Raw genomic sequence first — 732 nt, forward strand, 5'->3', positions numbered from 1 at the left:
TATGACCAAGCCCACCCACGCGCCCGCAAAAAGAACGGGGAGTGAGCCAAAGCATGAAATTTTACCGCCGTATCGAGCCGATTAAGGCCATGACATTCGATCTGGATGACACGCTGTATGACAACCATCCAGTGATTGTCCGTATGGAGTGCGAGTTACTGACCTGGTTGCAACAAACGCATCCTGCAGTGGCGCACATGGAAAAGGCCGATTGGTTGCAGGTAAAAAAACATGTGCTCCAGCAAAGTCCTGATCTCAAAAGCGATGTGACGCTTTGGCGCCTAGTGCAGTTAAAGCATGCTTTTCTATCGGTTGGCTACGATGAAGCGCAAGCTCAAGTTGCAGCGGAAGAGGGCGTGCAACTGGCGTTGGAATGGCGCAGTCAGTTTGACGTGCCGCAGCAAAGTCTCGATGTATTGGCGGAGTTGGGAGAGTACATTCCTCTGGTGGCGATCACCAATGGTAATGTCGACTTAGATAAAATCGGTTTGACGCCATACTTCCAACGCGTATTAAAAGCGGGCCCTGACGGTCTCGCCAAGCCTGCTGCCGATTTGTTTGTCAAAGCGCAGCAGTTCCTCGATTTACCTGCCGAAAACATTCTGCATGTTGGTGACCACCTCACGACGGATGTACATGGTGCAAAGTTAGCGGGTTTTGCCGCATGTTGGTTTAATGATATGAATAAAAATGTCATTAGTCATTCAAGAACACGTACGTTACCTGACATTG

General features: G+C 49.6%; 1 protein-coding gene. It reads left to right on the forward strand.

Translation table 11 applies throughout. From position 1 onward, the window contains the following. Positions 1–53: 53 nt before the first annotated feature. The coding region (gene yigB / locus R7E78_RS26400) for a 5-amino-6-(5-phospho-D-ribitylamino)uracil phosphatase YigB (RefSeq protein WP_318058644.1) at positions 54–732 on the forward strand (679 nt) is incomplete at its 3' end.

It is taken from the genome of Vibrio sp. YT-19(2023) (genome assembly GCF_033337395.1).